This window comes from uncultured Kordia sp. (genome assembly GCF_947496985.1).
Taxonomy (GTDB): domain Bacteria; phylum Bacteroidota; class Bacteroidia; order Flavobacteriales; family Flavobacteriaceae; genus Kordia.
In genome coordinates this window covers 136,597-157,658 of sequence record NZ_CANMEZ010000012.1, presented here as the reverse complement: position 1 = coordinate 157,658, position 21,062 = coordinate 136,597, and the positions used below count along the sequence as shown (strand labels likewise).

At 30.8% G+C, this 21,062-nt stretch carries 15 protein-coding genes; 14 read left to right on the top strand and 1 reads right to left on the bottom strand.

The features are described 5' to 3' along the window. Positions 1 to 276: 276 nt before the first annotated feature. The 7 genes from Q0828_RS22320 to Q0828_RS22290 all read left to right on the top strand — a co-directional run bounded on the left by Q0828_RS22320 (position 277) and on the right by Q0828_RS22290 (position 9,783). Positions 277 to 3,750, top strand: a complete 3,474-nt coding sequence (locus tag Q0828_RS22320) for a hypothetical protein (protein WP_298426886.1) — start codon at positions 277 to 279, stop codon at positions 3,748 to 3,750. Positions 3,751 to 3,825: 75 nt separating this feature from the next. After that, positions 3,826 to 5,166 carry a hypothetical protein gene (locus tag Q0828_RS22315; protein WP_298426884.1) on the top strand — a complete coding sequence of 447 codons (1,341 nt, stop codon included), beginning with the start codon at positions 3,826 to 3,828 and terminating at the stop codon, positions 5,164 to 5,166. Positions 5,167 to 5,216: 50 nt separating this feature from the next. Further along, positions 5,217 to 5,804, top strand: coding sequence for a hypothetical protein (locus Q0828_RS22310; protein ID WP_298426881.1), 588 nt, complete (start codon positions 5,217 to 5,219; stop codon positions 5,802 to 5,804). A 3-nt stretch (positions 5,805 to 5,807) separates the two neighbouring features. After that, positions 5,808 to 8,099 (top strand): hypothetical protein, encoded by a 2,292-nt coding sequence (locus Q0828_RS22305; RefSeq protein ID WP_298426878.1) that lies wholly within the window; start codon positions 5,808 to 5,810, stop codon positions 8,097 to 8,099. Positions 8,100 to 8,101: 2 nt separating this feature from the next. Further along, the gene (locus tag Q0828_RS22300; protein ID WP_298426875.1) at positions 8,102 to 8,581 is read left to right on the top strand and encodes an SMI1/KNR4 family protein; all 480 of its coding nucleotides are present in this window, start codon (positions 8,102 to 8,104) and stop codon (positions 8,579 to 8,581) included. Between the two features lie 112 nt (positions 8,582 to 8,693). Next, entirely contained in the window at positions 8,694 to 9,143 is a 450-nt protein-coding gene (locus Q0828_RS22295; protein ID WP_298426872.1) for an SMI1/KNR4 family protein, read from the top strand. Between the two features lie 172 nt (positions 9,144 to 9,315). Further along, positions 9,316 to 9,783, top strand: coding sequence for an SMI1/KNR4 family protein (locus Q0828_RS22290; protein WP_298426869.1), 468 nt, complete (start codon positions 9,316 to 9,318; stop codon positions 9,781 to 9,783). A gap of 57 nt (positions 9,784 to 9,840) precedes the next feature. On the opposite strand, the gene Q0828_RS22285 is transcribed toward Q0828_RS22290, so the two are convergent. Next, complete coding sequence (locus tag Q0828_RS22285) at positions 9,841 to 13,041, bottom strand: AsmA-like C-terminal region-containing protein (RefSeq protein WP_298426866.1); 3,201 nt, start codon at positions 13,039 to 13,041, stop codon at positions 9,841 to 9,843. 388 nt (positions 13,042 to 13,429) lie between these two features. Here Q0828_RS22285 and Q0828_RS22280 point away from each other — a divergent pair, with 388 nt between their 5' ends. The 7 genes from Q0828_RS22280 (at position 13,430) to Q0828_RS22250 (ending at position 20,924) form a co-directional block, all read left to right on the top strand. After that, complete coding sequence (locus Q0828_RS22280; protein WP_298426863.1) at positions 13,430 to 13,987, top strand: Crp/Fnr family transcriptional regulator; 558 nt, start codon at positions 13,430 to 13,432, stop codon at positions 13,985 to 13,987. A 67-nt stretch (positions 13,988 to 14,054) separates the two neighbouring features. Continuing rightward, positions 14,055 to 14,924 carry an enoyl-CoA hydratase/isomerase family protein gene (locus Q0828_RS22275; protein ID WP_298426860.1) on the top strand — a complete coding sequence of 290 codons (870 nt, stop codon included), beginning with the start codon at positions 14,055 to 14,057 and terminating at the stop codon, positions 14,922 to 14,924. Positions 14,925 to 15,015: 91 nt separating this feature from the next. Continuing rightward, positions 15,016 to 15,480 (top strand): DoxX family protein, encoded by a 465-nt coding sequence (locus Q0828_RS22270; RefSeq protein ID WP_298426857.1) that lies wholly within the window; start codon positions 15,016 to 15,018, stop codon positions 15,478 to 15,480. Positions 15,481 to 15,597: 117 nt separating this feature from the next. After that, positions 15,598 to 17,619 (top strand): T9SS type A sorting domain-containing protein, encoded by a 2,022-nt coding sequence (locus Q0828_RS22265; protein ID WP_298426854.1) that lies wholly within the window; start codon positions 15,598 to 15,600, stop codon positions 17,617 to 17,619. A gap of 269 nt (positions 17,620 to 17,888) precedes the next feature. Then, complete coding sequence (locus Q0828_RS22260) at positions 17,889 to 19,232, top strand: hypothetical protein (protein ID WP_298426851.1); 1,344 nt, start codon at positions 17,889 to 17,891, stop codon at positions 19,230 to 19,232. Positions 19,233 to 19,302: 70 nt separating this feature from the next. Then, a complete protein-coding gene (locus Q0828_RS22255) occupies positions 19,303 to 19,905 on the top strand; it encodes a Crp/Fnr family transcriptional regulator (RefSeq protein ID WP_298426848.1) in 603 nt (200 codons plus the stop codon). A 287-nt stretch (positions 19,906 to 20,192) separates the two neighbouring features. Then, positions 20,193 to 20,924 (top strand): hypothetical protein, encoded by a 732-nt coding sequence (locus Q0828_RS22250; RefSeq protein ID WP_298426846.1) that lies wholly within the window; start codon positions 20,193 to 20,195, stop codon positions 20,922 to 20,924. Positions 20,925 to 21,062: the final 138 nt, after the last annotated feature.

The window sequence follows — 21,062 nt, the reverse complement described above, 5'->3', positions numbered from 1 at the left end:
ATTCATAAGCTAGTTAGAATTTCTCTTAGTGTTAATGAAGATAAAAAATTAACATAATTTTTAGCTAAAACGTTACGCTTATTAATTATTAGTTACGCTTATATAATATCCGGTATAAATATCAGTTTTTGTTTCTATATTCGATAAGAATTCAACCCGCCGCACCCTTATACCTAAAAAAATACAGCCACAATTTTAATCTGAATAATCATGAATTATTCGAGAACAGGATAGGTATGTCCAATTTTTAAGAACATTTTAATTTAATATTTATATATGAGAACACTAGTTAAAAATCAATTATTCAATTTCGTTACCTTACGAAATCCTCAACTTATTGCAACACAAGACAAAGAACCAGGATTTGTATTTCATCCCAATAAAACTCAAAGTGCTTTTTATGAAGCTGTAAAAAATGTAATAGAAGAAGAAAAAGAAGTTGCGCTAGCTACTGTTAGCTCAAATTTTTCAAGCTTTAAGACCAAAACGGAAGTGCGTTCTCGTTTTGAAAAATTATATGATTTTTCTTACTGGTTGATGCGCAACAAGAATATGCTTTCTTTTGTGACAATTATAGAAAACATTCAAAATGTTGAAGTACTAATAGAGGAAAATGAATTACTTGTTTGGGAAAACTTGATTTATCAAACTGTAAATAAAACTTCAGTATATGTGAGAGAAGCTTGTATTCAACTACTTATTGCAAATAAGTTTTTAAAGGCTTTCACCGCGTTATCGACTACAGTAACTAGCGAGCACACTTTTTCAGAAGATCAGGATAAAGAATTTACGCGTCGTGCACATGCTAGTGTTGTAATTTCCAAGGTTCTTTTTGCAGATGTAACACAGTATACTTCAGCAAAAGTATCTCCTTCTATGAAGAAATTGCAAGGATTGGCAGATTCATTTCTTGCGAAACAACATATTGAACAATACAAAATACTTAATGCCGAACTTAGTAAAGTTGAGAAAACATATACTAAAGAACAACAAGAGTTGTATGACAATACACTTAAAAAACATCAACAAGAAGTACAAATACTTATTGATGAAGCAACGCCAACTATTATCGAGCAAAAAGATGAAAATGGAAATGTAATTTCAAGAATTAAAACCTATCCTGATTTACAATTACCAGCTTTTAGTTTTCAAAAAACAACTCCGATTACTGAAAATTATCTGAAAGATAAAATTTCAGATACCTCTCTAGATATTATAAGGTCGCAAGGCTGGGATCAATTAGAAACATTCCAAGAAGTTTATACTGCTATTGGCAAAGAAAAAAAGGAAAATTATAAAACAATTGGCACATACAATAAAACAAGTAGAGCTAAAAAAGTAAGCCTTCGTGGCGCTACATTAAATGTTTCTGATACTAAAGTAACACCTTTTTGTTTTACAGCTATCGATACTAAACTACCGACAGGAAAACATGGAGTTAGTATGATATTAGGAGTAGATGAATCAGGAATTACAGTAACAGATGCTAATGTTCAGCTTCAATACACCTCAAATGGAAACATACTAAATGGACTTTCTTTTCAGAATATGCTGAGCGGTTCAGAATACATTAATGTCTTCTTTGAGTTCGATCCAATTATAAGAGGTGAAGGTATTGAAATAGAGTTTAGTGGAGAATTGACACTCAGTAATGGAATTACCTATGAATTTTCCGCTAAATCCATTGCTGGAGCAAGATTACGATTCAACTTTAAAAGTTGTATCTCTATAAAAAATGAAACTCCAGACGCTTCTGTGAATACTAATCGTATATATGGAGTAAGTAAGTTAGGGATTGCTGATTTTAGACGTGTAGAACAAGAAGTATGCTGTTATGTACCAGGAGAAGTATCTCATATTGAAAATGTGATGGCGCGTGAATATAAAGAACGTGAAACTCGTAGTTTGAATAGTGTAGATATTACAAATGAGCGCACAGAAGAACGTGAAGTAGAAAACCTTACTGATACAACCACTACAGAACGTAATGAAATGCAGAGTGAAATAGCTACAGTTCTTAATGAAGATCAATCAGAAGGATATGGAGCTAGTGCAGGAGTAAATGGGAAAATTGCTGGTAGAGATTTTAGAGTAGATTCTTTTGCAGACTTCTCTTCATCTAGTTCTATTTCCGATTCTAATTCACAAGCACAAACACACGCGCAAGAAGTAACGGAACGTGCTATGGAACGTATTGTACAAAAAATAAGCACGAAGCGTACTACGCGTATCTTAAAAGAATTTGAACAGAAAAACATTCATGGGTATGACAATACCAAGGGGAATGCTAATGTTACTGGAGTCTATCGTTGGGTTGATAAAATTTATAAAAACTCCTTAGTAAACTACGGAAAGCGATTGATGTATGAATTTGCAATTCCAGAACCATCTAAATTTTTTAAAGAAGCTATTTATAAACAACTAGAAAATGATGAAAACGTTTCTGGCGCTATTGTTCCAGAAGCTCCTGTACATCCAGCTGTTTTATTTGAAATAGATGGCGTTACAGATATTGATGAAAGCAATTATCAGGAAATAGCTGCTCATTACGGAGCAGAAGTATCGCCAAAACCTTCGGATACAATTCGCATAAATGAATCTTTTGAATATGCAGGACACTCCGTTGATAATGGACACGAAACACATTCAGAGAATAAAACACTTTCTATTCCTGAAGGATATTATACTACAGGAGCAACTGTACATGCATCAGGAATGCATGATGGAGATGTAGTTTCTGGTCAAGGAATAAGTGTAACTGTTGGAAATCAAGTATTTCATAATGTAAATGAGTTATATCACAATGCTGTTGCATTAACACCACAATCAGGAAGTATTTTTAAAGAATTCTCTGGAGAATTGGCGCTCTCATTCTTTGCTATCAATTATCTTGGAGTCAATGCTACTGTAGAAGTAATTTGTACATTATCTCAAGAAGCAAAACAACAATGGCAAAATGAAACTTACAGAGCTATTATAGAAGCGTATGATAGAAAAGTCCAAGAATATAATGAAGCACAACAAGCCAATGAAGTAATTCAAGATGTAAATAATGAGAGAATTAGCTTTAATCCATTATTGAATAGAAGTTTAGAAAAAAGAGAAATAAAACGTATTGCTATTGAGTTACTTACAGAGCAAAAAGGGCATTCACTTGCTAAAAACAACTACACAAGTGTAGATGCTACTACTGGAGTAGCCAAAGTTATAAAAAAATCAGGGTTAGAAGTACATGCTTCGACCGTAAAATTCTTTGAACAAGCTTTTGATTGGGATATTATGGCATACATTTTCTATCCTTATTTCTATGCAAGTGAAAAAGATTGGACTTCTTTATTTCAAGAAACAGATGCTGCCGATCCATTATTTCAAGCCTTTTTACAATCTGGTATGGCGCGCGCTGTTGTTCCTGTACGCCCTGGATTTGAAGAAGCTGTCAATTGGTATATGGAAACAGGAGAGATTTGGAATGGACAAGGATTGGTAATCGATCAAGATGATGATTTATACTTGTCAATTTCAGAAGAAATGCAAACTATAGAAGGAACTATAGAAGGAACTTGGGAATCACGTATTCCTACATCATTAACCATTTTACAAGCAGATTCTGCAGTTCTAAAAGAAAGCGGATTACCTTGTTATTGTGCAGAAAATCAAGAAGGCAATCCTATACAAATGAGTACCGATTTAATCGGTGGAGATGAAGGTCCAACAGTAGGAGGTATCGGAAAGTTTGTCGTATCATCATAAAAAGTAGAAAAGAGGAATCGAAAATAGCGATTCCTCTTTAGCTACCATTTTTTAACACATATAAATTTAAAAAAGATGATACAAAATATAGATATACTAAAAAGCTATTTTGAGGCTGGAGATTTTCCAACTGAAGCTCAGTTTGCAGACTTAATTGATAGCTTTGTCCATAAAGAAAAAGATGGCTCTAGCACATTTATTGGAACTGTTTTTATAGATGTTGTGAATGGTGACAATGCCTCTGCAAAAATAGAAAGTAGAGCAAATCCATTTAAGACCATCGATGCTGCTATTACAACATTCAATGAGCAAAATCCAAGAGAGAATGCTACAATCAATCACCCATACTTGGTTTTAAAATTTGTAAACGAAGGTGTTTATGAATGGAATACACTGATCCCTGAGCGAAATATTATTATAGATACGGAAAATTATAGCGTAACGATTGATTTTTCAAATAATCTGAATGCGCATTTAAATGAAACTATAGGGAATATGTTCAACTTCATTATAAAAGGAGAATTTCTTACCCTAAAAAATCATTCAGAAAATTTTATTGCGCATGGAAACATGAATTTTTATGGATTTTGTGATGTGATAGATACTCGGAGAAATGGTTTTGGAGGGTTTTCACAACGCTTTATTACCGCAAGAGAAATTAAAATTAAATACAATTTGGTAAAAGGATATGGAAATGTGTTTAGAAGCTATAGCCCTTCTTCCTTCAATGAGTTTATCGGTAATATTGCTGCCGAAGGTAATATGGTGCTTAATAGCCAAGGAAATGGCTATAACCTTATAGATTTTGACACCGCGACTTCCACTGGAAAATTAATGTTATTAAAAGTATCCTTACCGGGGAAAAGAGCAAAAATACTCTTTGGGGAATGTTTACCTACATCAGCAGGAAACTTAACGGAAATGTCTTCTAGCGGCGGGACGGTAGATATTGTATGCAAACACAATGCAAAATCATTTGGAACCTTTCAGGGAACACTCAATTTTTCAGGACATTCTTTAGAAGCACTACTTAAAATAGCAAGAATAGGCGCTGATATTACATTTACCAAAATGCATCTCATATTACATGGAGGAATTGCATCAATTCACAGTCCGGAAAAAAAGATTGTACTCAAGGATTGTCTAGTAGAAATTGAACAAGGAGGCTTATGTGCTATTGAAACCCATACAAGTTTTACAACGCCTATTTTAGAGCTAAAAGGACACAATACCATTTTACATAAAATACCAGGTAGTGATTTAGTAACAAAATATTCCACAGCAAACCCTATAGGAGTTTCATATAAACAATTTACAGCAGGTGGGCTTAAAACCAATGCGGTACTCAATACCACTATTACTGGAAATACAAATACGGAAGCTATACTAATTACGGAAACTACAAACACATACTAATTTTTAAAATGTTGTCATAAGCGCATTTTATTAAATAAAAAAACAGACACATGAAAATAGCAACAATTATAGTACATAAAAACTTGTCAAAAGAAGATAGAGTCCATGCAATTAATGCAGGAATACCGTTGGAAATAGATGTTATAGACGATTACTCTACATTTAGAAACAAAAGTGTAAGCTTTGATATGGTTTCCGATTATTTGCAAAAAGATGACACCAAAAGTGTAGAAGCACTCATTGCAGTAAATAATATTGCTTCCTATGAACTAAATAAAGACAGTATACTTGTAAAGATATTACAGAAGAACGGACAGTTTACTCTCAAAGCATTGCAAGTACCCAATCCGTATGATGAATCTATTGAGGTAGATAATCATACGATTGTAGTTGTTTTTAAAACGCTCAATACAAATATTTCTAATCCCAACAAGTTAGATGAAACTCGATATGAAGTTGATATTGCTTCGGAAATAGATGAAGCCATTATTGGAGCATTAGCTATCAAAGGAATTACACTATCTGGAGTCAATTGGAAAGATTTTAATGTTATAGGAAACTGTATCGTAAGTTTTGAAGCAATTGATGATGCCACTAGCTTCTATGGAAATAATCAAGATGGATTTTTAATTGTATAGCCCATGAGTAAACTCACACAAAAAATGGGCTATATAAGTCCATTGGGAAAAAAATCGTTTTTTGCAGAAAAGCAAGATTTGGAAGAAAAAGTAACAACTAATTTTCTTTCTAAAAATTTAAAAATGCATTTCGAGATTCATATTGTACATAATCAAGATGCATTTGAAGTTTTAAGGAAAAGACCGAAAAAGGATAACCATTTATATTTGTATGTTCGTAAAAAAAGCGAAAAGGAAATTCTGAGGACTAAAGTCTCTAGATTGGATCTTTCGGGTATTAAATTTGATGATTTAGAACCATTAGGGATAACACTTAGTGAAAATATTTTAGAAAAGTTAATAGTAGACAAAAGTATTGCTAAGGACATTATTCATGATTTAGCAGAATGGATGGATATTAATAAACAAAAATATGATTTTGACAGAAATGATATTTTAACTTTACTAGAAGAACACTTACGAAAGTATGTTGCAGTTAAAAACTATACACCTCCCAACGCATTAGAGTTAATGCATCAAGTTTTTTTAATGTGTATACGGTTAGGTGTTGTAGATTTATCTAACACAACTGGATATATTTCTGATCAAGTATTTGGAGCTGTAGCAGATTACATCAGAGGATTTAAGTTAGGGCAAGAAACTTGGAATCCTAATATTGCTGTATTACAATACAAAGATATTCCTTATGCCAATACAAAATACAATCCATTATTTTCTGGTCAATCATATATGACAAATGCATTTGCTGTAACAATGGATGCTATGTTAGTTAACGATTTAGGTACACTGAATTTACCTAAACATGAAGGTTCCGAGAAAGAACAACAATTTGCAGAGGCTATCATAGATGGAGGAATTAATGTGATAAACGATATTATTATATGGTTTAAAAACACAATTATTGGAGCATTTAAAAGTATACAGGAAAACATTGATCATATTATAAAACTATACAATGCATATATTATTGGTTTTATTAACGGTATTATTGATTTCATAGCTAGTATAGTAGATGGTGTTGGTGGCTTGATAGGGTTACTCAATTATCAAAATCAAGTGGCAATCACCAAAGCCATTGATAAGTTTTTAGCCGAACTTAGTTGGGAGAAAATAGGAGAAATCATTTCTAAAAAACTCAGTAAATTATTTGCTTTTTTAATTGGTGGTGAAGCTTACAAGAATGCTTATGAATTTGGACTATTCATTCCAAAGATATTTGAAATTGCTTTAGAAATTATTGGATTTGCTAAAGGAGTGGGAAGAATTGTTAAAAATTTCACGAAAACAAAAGAGTTTATAAATAACAAACTTGATGAAGTAACTGAAAAAATAAAAGTTCCTTTTTTTGATAAAAAATCAATAGAATCATTAAATAAAAAAGGAATAGAAATTGAAGTAAAAACTACTATTGAGGTTGATCTAGATTTAAAAACAGGAGAATTACTTAATGAAAATTTGATTATTGTAAAATCCTACAATCTAGAATTAAAGCGTTTTACAAACAAAAATGATGCTGAAAAATATTTAAATAAAATAAATAATAATGAAAATATTTTAAATACTGAGATAGCAAGAGCAAAAAACAAACAATATAGTAAAAGAAATAAATTTAGGAAGACCAACAAAAATCTTCAGAAAATTGAAGTTAAGCTACACAGTGCCAGAAAGCTTTATCAAAAGAAACGGGCTGGTCTTAATTACAGAAAAGTAAAAAACCATTGGTATAATGGGGAAATAGCAAAAAGAATTAAGAAATCAGAACTTTCGCTGGAAGAAGTAAAGGATTTAGATAAATTTAAAACAGGAAAAGCTAAAGGCACAAATATCGCAAAAAGTGAAATGGAAATCTGGTATAATGGTGAAAGAATATTTCATAGAGATGATTATATTGCAAGTGCCTCCAAGAAAGACCTCATTCCTGATAATAAAGGAATAGGCCAATCAACTGAAAAAGTTGATATAAAATTCATGAAAGATACTGACCCAAAAACAAAAATAGAAAATAGAAATAATGACTCAGAAATAAAAATCACCTCATTACAAGATGAAGATATTGCGCAAGTAGCTACTGAATTTGGATTAGACATCAAAGATTTAGATATTCGTTTTAAATATCTTACCACTTATGACCCTTGTAATATTTGTAAAAGAGATATCATCAGTAGAGCTATTATTTATCCTAAAGCTACTTTTGATGTAAAAAGACCTGTCTTTTTTGATGACGTATCTAAAAGAAGAATACCTGTCGCAGGTAATAATGATTACATTAAATTTATAAATCAAAACAACAAATAACTATGGAAATAACATTCATGCAAAAATTAGATGAATATCTAATTAAAAATGACATAAAAGATAGTTCTGGTATTTCGATAACTGAAATAGAAAATTTTGAACAAAAATTAAATATTCAATTTCCAAAGGCTTATAAAGAATATAGCCTATTAGCAGGTAAAGGATTTAGACCTATCTCAGTTTCTGGCCTTTCTATTGAATTGTTTTACTTAGAGGAATATTATGAATTAGCAAAAGCCAACTTAAAAGAATATAATATAGAGCATGTAATCAAAAAAGACTTCTGGATTATTGGAGAAATATATGGTTCTTTATACATCAACTTCATATTTTTTGATGAAGGAGATAATCCACCAGTGTATGGTTTGGACGTTGAAAATTATGAGGACGATCCGAAAGAAGCTTTTGGAAAAATAGCTGATAGCTTTTCTGAATATGTAGAACAAGCTATTGATGACTATGATCCTAAATATGATAAATAAACTTCAATAATATCAACTTGTAATCTTTGTAAAAAAGAGCTAAGTATATGATGAAAATTTTGTTAAATTTATTTTAGCACAAGGTGAAAATATAATTATGGAAACTATGTATATGAATAACCTTCAATTATGGAAGGAAAAATATAAAAGAGGACGAGGTTTAGAAATAGACAAAATTTCAGGAATTCAATCAAAGTATAGTATTAATTATCCTAAAGCCTATAAAGAGTTCTTATTTGTGTCAGGAGATTTCTGTAGAGCAATTCCCCAAAGTTTTGATTTTGATTATGAAGAAGAAAGACAACAACAAGCTCAAAAATTACTAAAAGAATTCAAGCTTAGTCACTTAATTAAAAAACCTTTTTGGGTGATTGCTACTGATGCGAACACATTTTATTATTTCCATTTAGATGAAGGTGACAATCCTCCTGTATATCGATTGGATTGTGAATATTATGAAGAATACCCTGATAAGTATTCATTTGGAAAAATTGCCGAAAGTTTCCAAGCTTGGATTGAAAAGGGTATTGAGTATTACGAAATGGATCCTGCTAATAAATAATATTCCTAAAACCGTCAAAATGAACTTGGCGGTTTTTTTTGTTAAAAGAACTACTTTTATTTCAAGAACGTTTTGGTGGGAACATGACTGTGGAAAGACCATTCTATTTTGACATAGAAGATAACGTAAAGAAAGTTGTTATTAACAATGGAACTTTTAATCAGATATAAATATGGAATTACAATATATGTACAACCTGAAAAAATGGAAAGACAGTAAAAAATGGAATGATACTGGTGTAGAAGAAAGCAAAATAACTCAAATGGAAAGTAAGTATGAAATTCTTTTTCCTTTAGCCTATAGAGAGTTTTTAATTTTTAGTGGCTTAAAAAGTGCTGCTATTGCCCCAGGACATATGTTTGAGTTTCTAGAAGAAAAACAAAAAGAAGCTCAAAAATTATTAAAAAACTTCAAGCTTAATCACTTAATTAAAAAACCATTTTGGGTAATTGCTACAGATGCCAATGCTTTTTGGTATTTTCATTTGGATGAAGGTGACAATCCACCGGTATATCGATTGGATTGTGAATATTATGAAGAATACCCTGATAAGTATTCATTTGGAAAAATAGCAGAAACTTTTCAAGCTTGGATTGAAAAAGGTATTGAGTATTACGAAATGGATCCTGCTAATAAATAATATTCCTAAAACCGTCAAAATGAACTTGGCGGTTTTTTTGTTAAACAAATACTAGTGTTATTTACTCTTCTTTTTCTTACCCAATGAAATCTTATAGTCATTTATGTTTCCTTTGACTTTTAAATTGAGATATCTTATTCTTTTGTTGGGATCTATTTCTACAATTTCATCTTCTTGTTCTTGATTAGTAATAGTATCTTTCTTGCGTCCAAATAATTTTTGCCAAGCAGCTTTTCTTACAGTTTTCCAAGGAATACGTAAATAATAATCGATATTTTGATTTTTATCATGTGTGCCAGACAATTCTATATGACCCAAAGTAGATTCAATTGTCATAGAAGGAATATGAATCTTCCCTTTCTTTATATCCAAACTGTTTTGTAAGGTGTCAAATCGAATGTTTCGCAGGTTTTTATTTCCCATATAATCTGAAAGTGCTAGCATTGGATCATAATTTTTTAATCTTCCATTTAATACTTTTACGTCCATTTCTATAGTAGATTGATCCAAATCTGGAACTAAGTCTGGGTATACTCTAATTTTACCTTTAATTCTAGAAGTGAGTTTTCCTTGTAAATTTTCTGAAACGAGATGATCTTGCCCAAAATTTTCGAATTTGAACAGTAATTTATCCAAATCAACATTAGTCATAACCAAATCTGGTTGCATATAAATGTGTTTTGGATCGCTGCCATTAAAATAGCCACTTAATTGAATATTTCCTCCTGCAGCATCCATATGTAATGTATCTATATAAATGTAATGGTTAGGCGTTGTTCTTAAATCTGCTTTAATTTTTTGAAGGTCTATTCTATGATAAATAAAATGAGCGATATCTACCTTAAATTGCATATCAGTAAATGGCAATTCATATAAATTAAAGGCTTCTGCGTGTGCTGTTACATCTGCAGTTTTTGAGTCAACAATCGCTGCTGGTTTTGGTGAATTTAACTCAAAATTAAAAAGTGCATCAAAGTCAATATAATTTGCTTTTAAATTGAGATAATTATCTCTTTTCTTTATTTGTTGATCTTCTCCTACATAATAATTTAAATCGAAATTAAAATTGGTAGTTCCTATTTCCCCATGAAAGTCTTTTATTACCACATGTTGATTTTCGTAATGGATATTTCCTTTAAAATCATGAAAGCGAAGCGGATGCAATTTCATTTTTGTATCTAATTTGTCTAGCGCCAGATCGATGGAATGCAAAGCAGAATCTTTATAATGCATACTAGAAGTAAAATGTAATGCCAAATCATCAAATTCTTCGTGCCTATATTCTTCTGGAACATAATTTTCTCCTTTATACGAGAAAATATCTTCTAATCGTAACTTCTTAGCCGTAAGATTGATATCTAAATTTACATCTCCATTAAGTTCAGGTTGCATCCAAAAGGCATAATCATGTATAAGTCCATCAAGATGAAAATCACTGTCATCTATAAATCCTGTAAAATCTACTAATTGTAAGTCTAAACTATCAATTAATACATCGGCATGAAAATCATGTAATTTATGCGGATAATGTTTCAAGTCTGCATATAAACTATCGATAAAAAATTCACCTTTCGGTAAATACTTAGATTCTGTAAAGTTTTTAGCAGAAGCTTTAAAAGATAATCCCAAGCTTAAATCTTTTATTTGTTCATCAAAACCAGTTTGAATCGTGTCCTGTTCTGAAAAATTAGTTAACTGGGCTATATCTAGATAATTAGAGGCAATATCTAAATGGACTTCTACTGGAATGTCAGTATGATGTACAATTGCAGGTAAGTCCGAAAGAAAGCCACTTACCGATAGATCTGAATTTCCCATCATTAGTTCAAACTGGTTTAGGGTGGCTTCTTTACCATTCATTACTAAATGTACATTCAAACTGTCCAAAGGAGCAGGAAGCTCTTTTGCAGCTAAACTTAAATCTTTTACAATTAATTCTGCAAAGTACGCTTGATTTAGTTTTTGTAATGCCTTTTCGGGTTTGTCAATATCAATAATATCATGAAAACTCATTTTTAACGAAACTTGCCCAGAAGCATTTTGTACCTGCTCTAATTCAAAAAAATCTGTAATAAAGTTAAGATTGAAGTTAGAGTCTATTTGCATATCAACTTCTGGAGATTTAAAGTTCTTGACAAATAGTGAACCTTTAAATTTTCCTTTCTCCAAAGACGCTGTCATATCGGTGAGCGAAAACTCCATGGTGTCGGTATCTCTGTTGGCTCCATTGGAAAAATGTCCTTTGAAGCCCATATTATCAATTTTTTTACCTTTGGCAGGATTTTCTAAAAAGGCTTCTCCAGCTCCAAATTCAGCATTAATAGCAGGTCTATTTCCTTTGTTTGAAGCTCCTTTGATAGTCGCATTAAAATAGATATCACCAGAGTTGTTATATTTCTCTAAGAAGGGAATCATATCTGACGGAGCAAAAGCAATAAGCATATCGAAATTGGGCTTTGCTCCTTTTATATAAAGATCAAGGTTTACATCATTTTTTGTATCTATGGAGCCTTTTAACTCAAAATCGGCATTTTCCATTTTAACACCAGAAGGTTTTATGTCAAGAATTCCTGTGTGTTCGTTAAAGACAACATCTGTATGAATTTCGAAATGCTTTTTTTTCATAAAATCAGGAACAATAGCTTCTGTGATCACATTTAATTCAAAATCTGTATCTAGATGTCCAGCGATGATACTGTCTTTTCGGCTAAAACCACCTGTGCCAGCATATATAAACTTTTCTACATCTGTATTAGTGGCTTCATCTAAAGTATGAATATCTAAATTTTTAAATTTAATTTTTTTTAGATGAATATTAATAGCAGGTGTTTCTGTTTCATCAGTACTAGCTAAAGAGTTTTGTATATTAGTAGTATTATTTTCATGAATAACAAGATTAAAAACACCTTCTTCTATAATTAAAGACTGAATATCATAATTTCCTTCTACAATATCCCATAGGTTAAAGCCTATGTATATATCTTTTACATCCATTATAATGGGAGCATTGTCTTCTTTTGTTTCAAAGATGTGTACATCGTAAACTTTTATAGAGATATATGGGAAATTGTCAAAAATGGATAATTCACTTTCGCCAACGCTAATAAGTCCTTTGTGTTCTTTGTTTAGTTTTGCGATCTCATCTTTAATGATTTCAGATTGATTACTCTGAATATAAAATATTAGCCCTCCAATCAATATAATTGGAACTAAGATTAGTGCTAATAAAATTTTTTTCCAGAATTTTTTAATCTTCAAAGCAGATGTCTTTTAGGGTTAGAAAAAGTGTTAGTCATTAAAAGTAACGAATTAGCATGGAAAAACCTTATTTTAGAATATGATTTAGTTTTTGAATCAACCGTATTTATTGATTAGATGTTTTATAATTGTTTCTTTTTTATGCATGAGTCTGCTATGTTGATTTATGAAAAATAAGTATTTATGACTTCAATTTTAAAATTTAATTTATAATTACTGCCAACACATGTTTACACGAAACTTGTATTATTTTACCCCTTTTTTCGTATATAGAATATCAGAGATAATACGAATTTCGAGATTTTCTTTTTATGAGATAAGTTTTTAAACAATATATTTTCATTATAAATATGACTTTAAAAAATAAGTCAAGAAATCAACCATTAAAATGACAAATGAAAAAATGAATGCTTCTAATACTTTAAAGGAGAAATTGATTCAGTATATAAAGGAGATGGGGAATGAAAATATTATTTTGAAACGTAACGATTATTTAATAAAAGAAGGGTTTATTGAAGACAATATGTATATAGTCCAAAATGGAACTCTTAGGATTTTTGTGCGAAATGAATCTGAAGAAATTACATTAAGACTCGGCTATAAAGGTTCATGGATGACATCCTTTCCTTCTTTTTTAAATAATCAACCTTCATTGTTTAATATTCAGGCATTAAAACAATGTACATTATTAAAAATAATGAAAAAAGACTTTTACACATTTATTGAATCTTCAAAGGAAAATCAAATACTTTGGACTAAAATGTTAGAAGAATTTGCAATTCAACAATTAGAGAGAGAATTAGATATATCTATACGAACGCCTTTGGAAAGGTACAATAGATTATTGAAAAGAAGTCCTTGGGTCTTTCAAGAGATTCCTAATAAATATTTAGCATCCTATTTAAGAATGAGGCCTGAGACATTGAGTAGATTGAAAAAACGTTGATTTCAATCAATGTTATTCAATCAGAAATGCCAGAATTTTGATTTCATAAAAATAAAAATTAATAGAAATGAAATCAGAACAAAATTATTCATTTGATAATAAGACTTTAGTCAATCGTAGTTTCCAAAGTTTTACCATAAAAATAGATAAAGGAGTAGCATTTATTACTTTTGATTATGGTGAAACTAATATCTTAGATTTAACTTCTGTTACCGAACTTGTTGAATTAGCAAACATTCTTGAGGTAAATAAATCTATAAAAGTAATTGTTTTTCAAAGTGCTAACCCAGATTATTTTCTCTCTCATGCAGATTTTAAATTGCTTCAAAATTTTAGAGATCAAGGAGCTTATGATGGAGAAGAAATGCCATTATATTCTGCTTTATTAGAAAAATTCAGAAAAATGCCCAAAGCTACAATTGCAAAAATTCAAGGTAGAGCCAGAGGAGGAGGAGCCGAATTTGCTATGGCAATGGATATGAGTTTTGGAGCTGCAAATTCAGCATTACTTTCTCAAATGGAGATTATAATGGGAATTCTACCAGGAGGCGGAGCAGCTCAATATTTAGCTAGAAAAGTAGGGAGGTCAAGAGCAATGGAAATATGTTTAGGAGGTGAAGACTTTAAAGCTATAGATGCTGAAAAATATGGTTATATCAATAGAGCAATACCGGATGATGAAATAGATTTTTTTGTAGACGATCTTGCTTATAGAATTGCTAGTTACCCAATAGAAGCTATAGCTCATAACAAAGCAACAGTAAACTTATTTGAAAGTGGTAGAGAACAAGAATTTATAACATCTAACAAATGGTTCTCTAAGCTCGTTAAATCCTCGGAATTTGATAATAGAGTTGATAAGTTTTTCTCTCAGGGTGGACAAACAAGAAATGGTGAATTATCTAATTGGAAAGAGTGGGCAGAAAAATTAAAATAGTTTCCTCTTTCTTAATCTACATTATTTTTTTTAAAACTAAAACACATCAGTTTTGCAAATCAGAAATTAACATAACATAAATAATATAATTATGAAGAACTTAATGTTTAATACAAATGATGATTGGGCAGGTTTTATTGCACGAATAACACTTGGTATTGTTTTGTTTCCTCATGGAGCACAAAAAATGTTAGGAATGTTCGGAGGACAAGGTTTTAGCGAAACAATGAACGTATTTACAACACATATGGAACTACCTTGGATCGTTGCTTTTTCTACTATTTGTATAGAATTTTTTGGTTCAATAGCTTTAATAGTAGGTTTTGCTAGCAGAGTATGGGCAATTGCTTTTATATTTCTTTTTTTAGGGATAATATTTACAGTTCATATTAACCATGGCTTTTTTATGAACTGGCTTGGAAACCAAGAAGGAGAAGGATATGAATATGCACTACTAATAATTGGAATTTCATTTGTTGTATTCATTAATGGAAGTGGTAAAAAATCATTAGATAAACTGATTAACAGTAAAATAGACTTTAGTGTTTTTAAGTAGAACTTATGTGAATTTTTCAACCTTAATCTTTATTATATGATATTTTTTAAATCTCTCTCTAGCACTAAGAAAAAGATATTTATAGTCTTAATATTAGTCATTTTTGGATTAAATCAAATGTATAGCCAGAATGCTTGGGAATATACAGGAATTCCATATACAGATTGGGATTATGATCCATTTAAAATTGAATTGGAAACACCAACAGAATGGCCAAGTACGCCAAAGCAAAATTACTACTATGTAGATCCAGATAACCCAAATGCAACAGATGTTATTGAGCAAGGAGAGTTAACAGGTGTGTATGGACGATTTGGCTATCCGGATAAACCTAGAGCTACAATTCCAAGTCAAGGATGGATTAACGATTCTTTTACTCCGGGAACTGTTATTTGGTTAAAAGGAGGTGTATATACACCTAGTAACTTCTATAGTACATGGTCTCCTCAATTTCAAGGTACATCAAGTCAACCAATATGGTTATATGGAGACCCTAGCGATAAACCAGTATTTTCAGGAGTATTTTTAGGGATGTTTAATAGCAGTCACATTATTGTTGATAATTTACAATGGATAGGAGGTAATCAACAAAATGGCGTTCTCTCACTTACTAGAGATAGACCTTTTTCGTCACATCATATCACTTTAAGGAACCTAAGATTCGAAAACCTCAATTACGTAGCTGGTGGAGGCGCAATTGTAGGCATAAATTCTAATACTGCTGAAAATGCGGAACTTCATGATGTTGTAGCCTATAGAAATGTATTCAAAAATTGCGGAGGAGGTTTTGATTGGTTGTCAAGAGATAATGATCATCATGCATATAAAGTAAATGGAAATATAGGAGGAAATGAAACTTATAGAGTATGGATAATAGATAACAATGCAATCAAAGGAGATAGTACAGATTCTGTAGATGGATTATTTAAAAGTCTTTCAGGAAATTTAGTACAAGTAGGAGATCAAATAGCATCTTCTGGAGGAAACCATCACGTTTTTGTTGGTGGAAACTATCAAGAATTTGCAAGGCAGGCTTTAGGATGGACAAAACGAGCGACTGATGTTATATTTTCAGGAAACTATTGTACAGAAACGTACGCGTTAGCAGGTGGTAATGGACAATGTTATGGACATTCGTACGATTTAGGAGATTATAATTGGTGGATAAATAATATCGGAACCAAATCTTCATCCGGCTGGATGCATACAGCAAATGATCCAATGACAGGACCATTATTTGTCATAGGGAATTTATTTTACGATAATAGGAATAACGAAAGCAATGACAATTGGAGATTATGCTCAGGTGTTACCTTATTTAGTCAATGGGGCGAACACTATTTTGTAAACAATGTGTTTGATAATAATTGCCATGGAATTTGGGCAAAAACAAATCGTCACAACAATCAAGCAAAACTTCACATTTATAATAACATATTTTCCAATATATCAGCTAATATCGACGGAACGTCTAAATCAATTACACTTGATGCTTCTAACGGAATATCAGTCTTTATAGAAAATAATTTATTTGATGCGTATACAGGAGAAGTGTCAATAGGGAATAATGTATATCAAACGTTGACTAATCTTAATACTCAAAATTGGGCTTCAAATAACATATCAGGTGATCCTTTATATGAAAATGTAGCTAATAATGAATATAATATTAATGAAAATTCACCAGCAATAGATTCTGGTACGCAAAACTATACTAGTGGAATGCTAGATGTTTATCAGCAATATTTAGATCGTTATACCAATGATATTTATTATCCAGGAAATCCTTCTGATTATTGGCCAAAAGATTACTTAAATAATAATAGATTCAATGGAACCATTGATATTGGAGCTCATGAATATAAAGATAATACGCTTGGTATAATAGAAATTGATGGTGAGGAAATACCAACAATGGTGCTGACTCCAAACCCTACAAAAGGAAATATTACCATAGCGTTATCTAATCAGGAAAAAGTAGTAAACGTAGCTATATATACGTTACTAGGACAAGAGGTTCAAAATAAGTATAATACCACTAAGCAAATTAATATATCTGAACTAGAACCTGGAGTATATATTATCATGATTACTTCAGATAACGGTAAAAAGATTTCAAAAAGAATTATTAAAGAGTAATAGTCAGAGAGCATAATACTTAGCTGCTTTAAGTCTAAATGCATATAATTTAGTCAAACCTATTTCTGTTAAAAAATATATAAAAGTGATCATTCTAAAAATGTTTTTTTAACTTTATAGACGACCAGTCTAATATGTAAAATAGTGATATTTATTAATACACTGAAAATAGAGAATATTTTAAAGGTTTTTGAATAATACATTTTAATTCATAATCAATGAGAAGAGGAAGTTTTATAGATAACTATTTCCTAATTAAATTAAACACGATGCAAAAAAACAATAACATTAAAATTAGTAAACTATTCTTTTTTATAATGATTCCTTTACAATTGATAACAGCACAAACAGTTTCTAATACTACGGGAATTAATCTTTTTAAAGGTAAATATTTAATTAGTGTATCAGATGCAGATATGGTAGCATCCGCATATACAAATGGTAAACTTGGCGCTAGAGAGGGAACAGATATGATGTCTATAATAGACTTAAAAGTAAGCCTGAATAAAGCTAGCGCAATAGAAGTACCTGCAAGTAACTCTGTAGGCGGACCACCTGCGGTTTTAGCAGTTGATAAATCAGGAACGTATGCATATATAATTGAAACATTTACTCCAAGACCAAAAACAAATAACAAAGAACATATGTTTAGCGACTTGGATTTAGGACAAATATTAACCGTATACAATATAAAAAATAAGAAAGCTCCTAAACTCGTAGGAAAGCAAAAAATTGAAAAAAGACCAGTATCTATTGATATAAGTCCTGATGGAAATTGGCTTCTCATAAGTTATTACACTTCACCAGAAAACAAAAAACACCTCGGAGTTTATAAAGTAGAAAAAGGCAAAATTGTAGAAACTTATTTTCCAGAAATACCAAAATGGAAGCTTACAGATAAACTAATATATGCATCATGGCATCCAGACGGAAAAACAATATCATTAATAAATAATGCGAAAGCAGAAGTTTCCTTTTTTAAGATAGATCTTGAAAAAAAAGTAATCACAAAATGGGGAAATACAGTTTCAGTGGGTAAATTTCCAATGATTGGGAGATTTACTAAAGAAGGAAAACATTTTTTAGTAAATAATACATTTTGGGGGAAAGATGTTCAGGGAACATGGAATTCAGCTCCAAAAGGAACCATAGGAAATATAAGTTTAGCTGTAGAAGGAGAAGAAAATATAAGACATGAGCTTTCTTCACAAGTAATGGTTGGAGTTAGCCCAGAAGGCTTTGCGGTTTCTCCCGAAGGAGATTTTGTCATATCTGCAAACATGGAAAGAAGTTGGTTGCCATATAATGATTCGAGACAAGGTTGGTTTAGTTCTTTATCACTAATAAAGAGAAACCCCAAAACAGGCGCTATGCGTGTAATACATACAATTCCATTTGAAGGTATTTTACCAGAATCTCTTGTGTTTGATACAACAGGGCGAAATATAGCTGTAACAACATTTGATCATTATGATAATAATATAGAAGGAGGCGCAATAGACTTTTTTAAAATTATATCAGATCCTTTAAATTCAGAGGAAAAAATGATCATGCAAACACGAAATAGTATTCCTGTTACCCGAGGACCACATACAATGATTTTAATAGATTAATGATAGCCCATCAGGTTTTAGAAAAACTAGATTCATATTTTTAAATTTATATAAAAACCCTTTATAGAATTTGAACAGACAAAATTACTCTAAATACGATTTCATATTAAAAAATATAAATCGACATGTAAAATTAAATCGTTCAGAAATTGATTTTTTTTGTTCTATTTTAGAATTTAAAACTTACAAAAAGAAAGAACTTATTCTAATGCCAAATAAAATAGCTGATTATGAAATATTTATCAATAGTGGTTGTGTAAAGTGTTATACTATAGATAATAAAGGAGTTGAGCATATTTCGTTATTTGCTATAGAAGGCTGGTGGACAGGAGATTTATATAGTTACATATCTGATAAACCTGCAACATTCTTTATAGAAACTATAGAGGATAGTGAAATCATTACCATTTCTAAACAGCAAAAAGAAATATTATATAAAAAAGTACTAAAATTTGAGCGTTTTTTTAGAACCTTATATCAAAATTCATTAGCAAGTCATATAAGAAGAATTAATCAAAATATTTCATTCTCAGCGGAGGAGAAGTATTTAAATTTTAAAAAAAATAATCCAGCGATAGAAAAAAGAGTTTCTCAAAAAAACTTAGCATCATATTTAGGAGTAACTCCTGAATTTTTAAGCCTACTAAAAAAGAGATTATCTAATAAATCTTAAACAAAAAGAAGTTTTATTAGATTTAATTATTTACAATAGTGCGTTTATTTTATAGAAACTAAATTAATCGATAGGAATATAGAGGTTTTTACTTTTTGGTTTAATATCTTTGCCCGCGCAAACTATCAAATGGTTAAGCATTTAACAAATATAAATTGGATTGAAAAAGCGAAAACTTACTCTTAAAATGTAGTAGATCGAATCCAATTTTAGTTACTCAGTAAAGACTTCACAGAAATGTGGAGCTTTTTTTATTTTAATAGTATAAAAGTAATCTGTACACCGATATGACTGATGAAAATATAGTAAAAGTTAATGAAGCAATAGCTCAGTATTTTGAAGCAAATACGACTATTGATTGGATTCCCGTAAAAACAATTATGCCTGCATTAGTAGAAGCAGGTGTATTTGTAAAAGATGTAAAAAAAGGATTTCCATTACGTAAAGTACTTCGAAAGTTAGACAAGCAATCGCAGCTTGATAAAATCCCGTCAGTACATGCCGAAAGAAGAGCAGAAAACACGTATTGGTATTTAGTAAGAGAAGGCAAAACTTATACACCAAAAGAAGAAATTCCTGAAATCAGTAAAAAGGAACAACGCAAGCTAGCTATCAAAAATAGTGATGAAAATTACTTATTAGATATGTGTGATGAATTATTAGACCAAAAAGCATCAAGAAAACATACATTTGACACTTTAGTTGGAAATCTTCATAAAAGAGGAAAAGGACGTACAAAACTACCTTTAGATGCCTATTACAAAGATCTAAAGCTTGTGATTGAGTTTTTTCAAAAAGAGAAAAATTTTGAAGACTTAGATGAAAAAGAACAAGCACGTATTACACAAATAAAATACTATGACGAACTTAAAAAAGAAGCAGTTCTCAATAAAAAGTTTCGTTATATGAAAATCAATTATGCTCAATTTGAATGTAACGAAAACGGAAAATTGATCCGAAATACAGAAAATGACACGATAGTTTTAAAGAACATACTAAAAGATTTCTTAGAAGACTAAGAACAAACAAGTACAAAATACATGAAACCTTCTTGACTTTTAAGAAGGTTTTTTTATGCTTTAAAAACAAACTTTTCACTACTCTATTTTAAATAAATACGACTGCAAACACTTTCAATCGCTTACTTTCTTAAGTAC

Coding starts and splice junctions, on each gene's coding strand:
- Q0828_RS22300 (WP_298426875.1), top strand. CDS start 8,102: ATGGAAATAACATTCATGCAAAAATTAGATGAATATCTAATTAAAAAT.
- Q0828_RS22275 (WP_298426860.1), top strand. CDS start 14,055: ATGAAATCAGAACAAAATTATTCATTTGATAATAAGACTTTAGTCAAT.
- Q0828_RS22270 (WP_298426857.1), top strand. CDS start 15,016: ATGAAGAACTTAATGTTTAATACAAATGATGATTGGGCAGGTTTTATT.
- Q0828_RS22305 (WP_298426878.1), top strand. CDS start 5,808: ATGAGTAAACTCACACAAAAAATGGGCTATATAAGTCCATTGGGAAAA.
- Q0828_RS22295 (WP_298426872.1), top strand. CDS start 8,694: ATGAATAACCTTCAATTATGGAAGGAAAAATATAAAAGAGGACGAGGT.
- Q0828_RS22290 (WP_298426869.1), top strand. CDS start 9,316: ATGGAATTACAATATATGTACAACCTGAAAAAATGGAAAGACAGTAAA.
- Q0828_RS22260 (WP_298426851.1), top strand. CDS start 17,889: ATGCAAAAAAACAATAACATTAAAATTAGTAAACTATTCTTTTTTATA.
- Q0828_RS22320 (WP_298426886.1), top strand. CDS start 277: ATGAGAACACTAGTTAAAAATCAATTATTCAATTTCGTTACCTTACGA.
- Q0828_RS22265 (WP_298426854.1), top strand. CDS start 15,598: ATGTATAGCCAGAATGCTTGGGAATATACAGGAATTCCATATACAGAT.
- Q0828_RS22250 (WP_298426846.1), top strand. CDS start 20,193: ATGACTGATGAAAATATAGTAAAAGTTAATGAAGCAATAGCTCAGTAT.
- Q0828_RS22280 (WP_298426863.1), top strand. CDS start 13,430: ATGACAAATGAAAAAATGAATGCTTCTAATACTTTAAAGGAGAAATTG.
- Q0828_RS22310 (WP_298426881.1), top strand. CDS start 5,217: ATGAAAATAGCAACAATTATAGTACATAAAAACTTGTCAAAAGAAGAT.
- Q0828_RS22315 (WP_298426884.1), top strand. CDS start 3,826: ATGATACAAAATATAGATATACTAAAAAGCTATTTTGAGGCTGGAGAT.